The sequence below is a fragment of the Microbacterium sp. NPDC055988 genome (assembly GCF_042269505.1).
Taxonomy (GTDB): domain Bacteria; phylum Actinomycetota; class Actinomycetes; order Actinomycetales; family Microbacteriaceae; genus Microbacterium.
The window spans coordinates 58,462-66,116 of sequence record NZ_JBHJXY010000003.1; the positions used below are offsets into that span (position 1 = coordinate 58,462).

Genomic DNA, 7,655 nt, shown 5'->3' on the forward strand with positions numbered 1-7,655 from the left:
GCCGCCGGCGCGTCATGCGAGCGTACCGGCTCATGATCGATCACTCTCGGCGTTGCCTGCCGGAGCGCCCAGCAAGCCGTGGCGCTCCCGCTTGGCCCGCTCCTGTTGGACGAACACTTCCTGTTGGGCGGACGTCGTTGCACGGCGTCCTTCGAGGATGGTCTTCACGTCATTTCGTTCGGTCCACTTGCTCAGATCTAGCAGTACGGGTCGGAGGTTCTTCGTCACCAGCAGTCCGAGCCGTGCGGGCAGCCGGCGGATTTCCGATGCGGTCACCAACGCAACCTCATGCGTTTGCTCCTGCTGGCTGGTGCCCTGGTCGCTGAACGTCTGCGAGCCGCGCTTGATCTCCCGGTTTCCCAGCAGCGCCACCATCTCCGACAGGTAGTTGTTGTCGGTGGACCCGCCCAGCAGGATCGTCACGGTCGCCGCCCCGAACACCGCATGCATCTCGGCCGCCGACCAGGACACCTCTGCCTGCCGACGTGTCTGCAGCACCGTGATGACACAGATGCCACGGCCTCCCCCGTCCGACATGAGCGAGGGCAGCATCGGCCAGCTGAAGATGTTCGCGATCTCGTCGAGGATCAGCCCCAGCGGCGGGTCGAGGCGGGAAGACGGGGACGCGAGGGCTTTCCGTCGGGCCTGCTCCACGATGTCATCCAGCATCGCGGCCAGGAACCCTCCCGCAGCCCCGGCACCACTCTTCGTGCCGATCAGGTACAGCGTGTTCTGACCCTGCAGGAACTGGTCTGGGTCGAAGACGGTGTCGTCCGGGCCGGGGAGCATCGCTTCAGCGATCTCCGGAATCAGCAGCGGTGCGAGCGCACCGGAGACACCGAACCAAATGTTGCCGAGCAGTTCCGGTTTCTCGTCCAGCACGCTGTCCAGGGCACTTCCCCACCCCATCGGGGCGAGCGGGTGCGACTGCAGCACGTCGACGGCTTCCTTCGCGAGCTGCGGCGACGCACCCCACCGGGCAAGATCCCGTACCGTGCGGCGATCGAGCGCTGCCGCACACAGCAGCGCCGCCAGTTGCGTCTTCGCCTTCTCTGCCCACTCCGCGTTCTTCCCCGACCCCATTCCGGTGCCGGCGACGAGCGCGGCCGCACGTTGGACGGCGGTGAGGGGGTCATCGCATCCGGTGATCGGTGAGATCTTCACCGGGGACTTCTCTCCCGACAGCTTCTGCGGGTCGAAGACGTACACGTTCCCGAGCGTCGCCCGATGGGCCCGTGTCGCTCGCAGGTTGTCCGTGGTCGTCGACGTCGTGACCAACGGTCCTACCCAGTCGAGGATCGCGTCGATGAGGATCCGCAGTCCCTTGCCGGAGCGCGGCGGCCCCAGCAGCAGAACGGACTCTTCCACCGAGATGAAGATCTCCATGGACCTAGACATGCCGGCCTTCCATGCGACGTCGGCCGCCTCCGGGGTACGCTGATCCGCCAGCTGCGGGCGCAGATCCGCGCCCCGCTTCTTGAGAGCGCGCGCAGAGAGGTGCTTCGAGATCTCCCGTGCTTCCGCGAACCCGTCACGGTTGCGCATCTCCTGGATGAACCACCAGTCGGATTTGCGGAGGACCGTGTTCGCGTAGATCCCCGCGATCACAAGTGCCGTGAGTGCCCCGATGAACGCGATCGTCACGCCGACGACCCATCCCCGGGAAGGAACGCATCCGGATGCGGTGGTGGCCGCGTCGACGTCCCCGAAGACAACGGTGGCGCCGGTGAAGAGTGTGACGTCGACGGGCCCTGTCCCGCAACCGATCGATGTCACCACAGCGACAGCACCCGTCGCGAGACCCGCGAGTGCGCCCAGGGTGAGTAGGACACTCAGCAAGGCCCATGCGCCTCTGGAGGAGCTCATTTCGTCATCCCTCGTGCAGCGTGAGCCGCCACGGCGAGGAACGTGTCCTGCGTGGCCCGGTTCATGCGGTCGAACAGCAGATCTCCGCTCTTCAATGCGCCGTCGAACCTCAGTACTTCGACGGCGCCCACGGTTTCTCCCAGTGCGGATGACAGCGCCGACATGGTGTTCTTGTTGACCGGGAGCGGCCATTCGGTGAGAACGACAACGGCGGCCGCGACGAGCTTCGCGGACCGTGCGTCGCGGGCGGCCAGCTGGTCCAAGAAGGTGAGAGCCGCTTCGGCCGCCTCCACGGTGGCCAGAACGGGGACGACCAGTTGGTCGGCCGTGCCCAGCAGCTGCACCCACTTCTCCCCGCCGATGCTCTTTCCGGTGTCCACGATCACCATGCGGTAGTACCGTTCGGCGACGGCGAGAAGACGGTCAACGTCGCTGGAGGTTGTCTGAGATCCGGCACCAAACAACTGGCCGGATCGGCGCAGAACGTCATACTGATCCGTCGTCTGCCGGTGCACGTATCGCGCGATCGCGGATACGCCGGCGTCAGGTGCGAGCAACGCTTCGGTCGCTGAGAGCATGTCCGTGACCGTGGCGTTGAACGCCCCCGGCTGGGTGCGCCAGCCCAGCATCCCCAGAGCATCGCTATCGTCCCACGCCAGTATGCCGCCGCCGCCGAGACGACCGAACACGGCACCGAGCATCGCGGTTGTCACTGTCGCTCCCTGCCCGCCCATCGCACTGACCACGGCGATCTTGTGGCATCCGGGTAGGTGCTGCGCGACCACGTGGCGATCGTCCGCACCGGCCGGAGCGTTCTGGGCAGAGCGTCGCCGACCCAGCGACGACACCGCGGTACGCAAGGAACGCCCAGGAGTAGCCGGCACGTCGACCGTTCGGCCCACACGTGCCGTCGAAGGCTCCGGGAGCGGAGCCACGGGAAGGGCAGTTGCCGGCTCGGCGCGGAACAGCGCCTGCGGGTCGACCGATGAAGTGTCTGCGCTGAGCGGGGCCGACTCGTCATCGACCTGGATGACCGTTTCCGCTGAGGCGGCCGCGGCGATCGCCAGTCGTGTGGCATCTCCGTCCGAAGTGATGAGAAGCCGATGATCCCCGAGATCTCCGAGAGTGCGCAACTCGATGTTCTGCCCGCGTCCGCGGGAGGCGCGGGTCACATGTTCGACAACGACCGCACGGAGATCCTGGCCATCCGACGCCGTCACGAGCTCACTTGCGGCGCCCTCGATTTCGACGACGGCGCGCTGTCCGGTGAGCGTGGCTCGCGCTTGCAACGGAGGAAGATCGCCTTCCGCGATGATCGCCGGGTCAGCGCCCACGGGCAAGTTGTTGGTTGGGGATTCCACCGATGCCACCTCACTCATGTCAACACCTCAGAGACCGGCCACAGCTGGTCGAGCTCGAGCTCGTCGACCATGAACTCATCAACCTCGCCGACGTTCATGGCGCTGTCCGTATCGAACAGCTGTCGTTCGGTCTCGGTCGACGTCGAAAAGCAGTCCAGGACATACGAGAACTGGCCTACGTAGGCGACGAACTCGCCGCGGCCGAGCGTCGCGATCAGCTCGACATGCGACGGGGGAAGATCGAGTCTTTCCTCGAGGGCTTTCTTGCCCTGCTGGTTCACACGGAACAGGAATTTGTTCTCGATGTCGTTGATGATCGAGTACGCCAGGCTTCGCTCCCTCGAGCCCGCCTCACCGACCGCGTCCAGGTCGCCCATCTTGTGGAGCAAGACGATGTTCGCGATCCCGTAGTCACGGGAGAGTTTCAACCACTGCTGGAACATCATCAACGCTCTGATGTTGGTCATATCGCGCCAGCCCTCTTCACGGATCAGGTACCGGGTGCGGCCGGAGTTCTTATCCGACAGCACTGCCTGCACCCACGCTGTGGTGCACACCTGCGTCAGCTGCGCCACCAGGTCGCTCCGTGCGAACAGCTCACTGGTGTCGACAACGACCAGCGGGGAGTCTTCGTCGAAACTCACCGTGGATGCGTCCTCGAAAAGACCGGACAAGTCGCCGGAGACGAAACGCTCGAGCTCCCACCAGGGCGTCCTCGCCGCGGCGATGAGCTCCGTCTCGGTCTCAGAGACCGCACCGCCACGAATGAGGCCCAACTGGGTGTGGACCTCGCGGAGAGTGGGGTTGTCGTCTGTCGCGGCGATCGCCCGATCCAAGGCAAGTCCGAGCGCAGCGTTCTCCTCCGCACCGATCGGGTTGCCGTGAGCGGTCTCCACCAGCGACTGCAGGGTGGTCCGCCGCCGCTGCTCCACCATTTTCTCGTCCTGCTCATCCGACACCCCGGAGCGGCGGGGTCCGCGATCCAACGGGTTCAACCGCACTTCACGCCCGGCGCCGAGTCGAATCACGGTGCCGCCCACGTGCTCGGCGAGGGCCACCCATTCGCCCTTCGAGTCGCTGGGCACGATCGCCTGATGCCCGAAGGCGATGGACCGGTACACGAGAGTCTTGATCGTGCCGGACTTTCCGGCCCGATAAGCGCCCAGCACGACGATGTTCGTGCTGAACGCCCCACGAGCGGAACTGTCGTTGTATGCGTCCCACGGGGTGAACTGGAACAGCCCATCGGCGTTCAGATCCAACGCCAATACCGGACCAGAATGTCCGCTACCCCCATCAGCGACAGCCAGGTACATGCCGGCGAGATGCTTCGAGGTCGCCTCATGAGCCGGAACCCTGGCACCGGGGGCACCGATGTTCCAGTAGCCACCATTACCGAAGCCCGGCCCGAGGATCCCCGGCACCGCCGCTGCCGGCAGCTGGAGGTCTTTCGGGTCGACGGGGTCGGGGCGCTCTTCCAGGGCGAGCGCGCGGAGCATTTTCCGCGCAGCACGCTTCTCCTCACGCGATGCACCGGCGGGCGTGACGTACACCGTCTGACGGGCCATCACTTCATCCCCAATCCGAGAGGAAGAACGTTCGTGAGCAGTGCTTCTGGTTGCTGGCAGTAGAGGATCTGTCCCTCCATTCCGACCTGACCCATCGCATTCCCGGCACCCGCGACGGCCCTTTCGAGGCTGTCGTCGTCCTTTCCCGTGATTGTCAGGTATCCGCCGTAGGAGAACATGCCCTGTCCGGCCTGGATCTCGTCTTCCCGCTCGATCAGCGCATCCCAGTCGGCGCGATCGGCGGCCGAATCGTTCTCACCACGCTTGGCGCGCAGCTTCGCATTGCCTTCCCACAGTCGCTTCTCCCGGGCGATGTTCTTCAGCGCCTTGGAGACGGGGATCGGGGTCGCGACGATGGAGAAAATGTGGGTGACCGCTTCGCCGGTCATCGGGTCACGCGAAAACACCACCGGCTCGACAAAACCGACCCGGCTGTCCATGCGCGGCCACTCGTGAATCCACATTGTCGTGTGCACTCCGCTGTCGGTGTACACCCGGTCGTGCTTCTTGGCGGGCTCATCCAGGTGGATTGGGCCGATGGCTGTGAGATCCACACCGGCGTGCTCGTCATCGCGGTTCTGCACTGTTGAGAGGAAGGCGGGGTCGAATGCCGTGCGGGCAAGAGCGGCCATACCGCGGGGCGTGAGCCATCGACGAACCTTGATCTCGGCCCGTGTCAGCGCGTCGGTGATGTTGCGGGCTTCGACACGAGCGACAGCCTGCGCGGCCTTCTTGCCTCCCCCGAGAGCCTTCACCTGCCCGGCGAGGGAGACCAGGTCAAGGGTCACCGTGATGAAGTTGCGGTGTTCCACCGCGAACGGTTCTGCCGCATCGAGCACCTGCAGATAGTTCTGGGCGGCAGCATCCGATCGTCCCCGTCGGGTTGCAGCTTCGGCGTACTGTTCCCGCGCCGTCCGAATGGTGGTGGGAGAGGTACGTTCTTGGAACACCACCCGCTTGATGCCCTGCCGCTGAGTCATCGACGCCAGTACCGCGGACAGCTGTTCGGCCAGCTGGTAACGCTCCCCGATGTCCTTCATCAAGAACCCGGGAGCCTCCAATTCACATGTGATCGACACGGAGGCCCGTCGCCCTGGTTGGTAGACCGTGGCTAGGCCGTCCGTGTCCCAGATCTGCAGGTTTGCGGCTGATCCGGGGAGGCGGAGAGTGCCGACCGGCTGGACAGCCTCGGGGCGGAACTTCTGTGAGTTTCCGCCCATCGATGTGCGTAGTTTCTTCATGAGCCAGAATCCAAACATTGTGGGAGCGGGGAAACCGTGCAGCCGCACCACGGCGGCCGCGGCGATCGGGACGGCGAGGGGAGTTGCGGCAAGAAGGCCCAGCGGTCCGAGCGCGCTGACGAAGATCCAGAGGATCGCGACAGCCACGATGAGGGTCGCGACCTGCACGCCATCAAGGCTCAGCAGCATTCCCTGCTTTGACCGGGGAGGAAGCCGTACCGGCTTCTCGATCGAATCGCTCATCGTGCCTCCTTCTCAGGGGTGTTCGGCGCGTGCATGTCTATGACCTCCGGCCGGCGGGGCGCGTCGATCGTGGGGTGGAGCGGCCCGCCGGCGGTGTGGTGCCACTTCCCGGCGTCATTCCGTTCCCTGGCTTCTGCGTCCTCTGCCGGGAGGAAGATCCACCAGGTGCCGTCGTTTTCTTGGATCCCGTGTTCGTCTTCGAGCGCCCCGCCGGACCCTGTGAGGGCATCCCGGAACGTTGGCCCTTGCGTCCGGCTGCGCTCGGGTTCGTTCGGCCGGCGGGCGCCCATCGCATCGCCTGGCGGATCGCACCGGAACCACTCCGTCCGGCGCCGCGGGCCGCGTTCATGCCCATGCGGCCCGCGTTGCCGGCAGCACCGCCGAGCCGGTCTGCCGCTGCGGCCCCGGCGAAGCTGAACATGCTCATCACCGCGAAGGGAGCGAACACGACCAGGACCAGGCCCAGCAGCAGGGGCCAGGCTTCCGGCGACCACAACACGTCGAGGTTTCCGATCCCGGTCATCAGCAAGGAGACGAAACCCATGGTGAGTGGCCCGGACAGGAGCAGAGTGAACGCGGCCGAGAAGTATCCGATGACCCACTGCTGGCCGATGCCCTTGACGCCGAACAGCATCCAGGCCACCGGGCCCACCATCAGAAGGGCCGCGAGCCCGAGGGTCCGCAACGAGAAGACGACCAGGAGCAGCTTGGTGCCGATCCAGATCGTCAGCGCGATCAGGAACGTCATGAAGTAGTGCCCTTCACCGCCGGCGAAGATGATCTGCGAGAACCGGCGGAACATACCCCCGAGCGACTCTCCGCGCGTGAGCGTGTACAGGGTCCAGTCGTCGAAGAAACCGACAAGGCGGCTTCCCAGCCAGAAGGTGATGAAGATCATCGGCCACGCGACCACCGAACGGGAGATCGCAGTGACCATGTCGGCCCGGTCCCGGGAGTACATCGCCTGTGTGATGGACCACACGGTGGCGCAGAACATGATCCCGAGGATCGCCCACACCCAGTAGGACCACTCACCTGCCGCGGCGTCCCAGAGGGCGCCCTCCGTGGTGAAGTGGCTGGTGCCGAGGATACCCACGAGCCCTCCGACGGCATCGGAGATCAGGGCACGGCTCCATCCCTCGAACATCACACAGGAGGCATCTCCAAGACCGCAATGCCCCTGCAAAGTACCTGACTCACCGCTGGTAGCCGCCAAGTTGATCGTGTCTCGATGTGTCTGATCTGTTGAGGACGTGCACACCGTCGTTTCGTCGCCAACCGATGTGGCGACGTTGATCCAGCATTCGACTGACCCGGACGTTTCCGGTGTGGCGCCGGTGCAATTGACCAGCTCCGCAACCCCCCGGCCGTTCTCC

At 65.2% G+C, this 7,655-nt stretch carries 5 protein-coding genes; all 5 read right to left on the reverse strand.

Features of this window, described 5'->3' with window-relative positions; translation table 11 throughout:
* Positions 1-30: 30 nt before the first annotated feature.
* The 5 genes from ACFC14_RS18790 to ACFC14_RS18810 are packed head-to-tail and all read right to left on the reverse strand — an operon-like array spanning position 31 to position 7,429.
* Positions 31-1,866, reverse strand: coding sequence for a type IV secretory system conjugative DNA transfer family protein (locus tag ACFC14_RS18790; RefSeq protein ID WP_376108111.1), 1,836 nt, complete (start codon positions 1,864-1,866; stop codon positions 31-33).
* Positions 1,863-3,227 (reverse strand): hypothetical protein, encoded by a 1,365-nt coding sequence (locus ACFC14_RS18795; RefSeq protein WP_376108114.1) that lies wholly within the window; start codon positions 3,225-3,227, stop codon positions 1,863-1,865. Before ACFC14_RS18795 ends, ACFC14_RS18790 begins: the two co-directional genes overlap by 4 nt.
* A 14-nt stretch (positions 3,228-3,241) precedes the next feature.
* Positions 3,242-4,795, reverse strand: a complete 1,554-nt coding sequence (locus ACFC14_RS18800; RefSeq protein ID WP_376108117.1) for a hypothetical protein — start codon at positions 4,793-4,795, stop codon at positions 3,242-3,244.
* A complete protein-coding gene (locus tag ACFC14_RS18805; RefSeq protein ID WP_376108120.1) occupies positions 4,795-6,279 on the reverse strand; it encodes an SCO6880 family protein in 1,485 nt (494 codons plus the stop codon). The genes ACFC14_RS18800 and ACFC14_RS18805 overlap by 1 nt, the downstream gene beginning before the upstream one ends.
* Before the next feature lie 37 nt (positions 6,280-6,316).
* On the reverse strand, positions 6,317-7,429 hold the full coding sequence (locus tag ACFC14_RS18810) for a hypothetical protein (protein ID WP_376108123.1): 1,113 nt from the start codon (positions 7,427-7,429) through the stop codon (positions 6,317-6,319).
* Positions 7,430-7,655 lie beyond the last annotated feature (226 nt).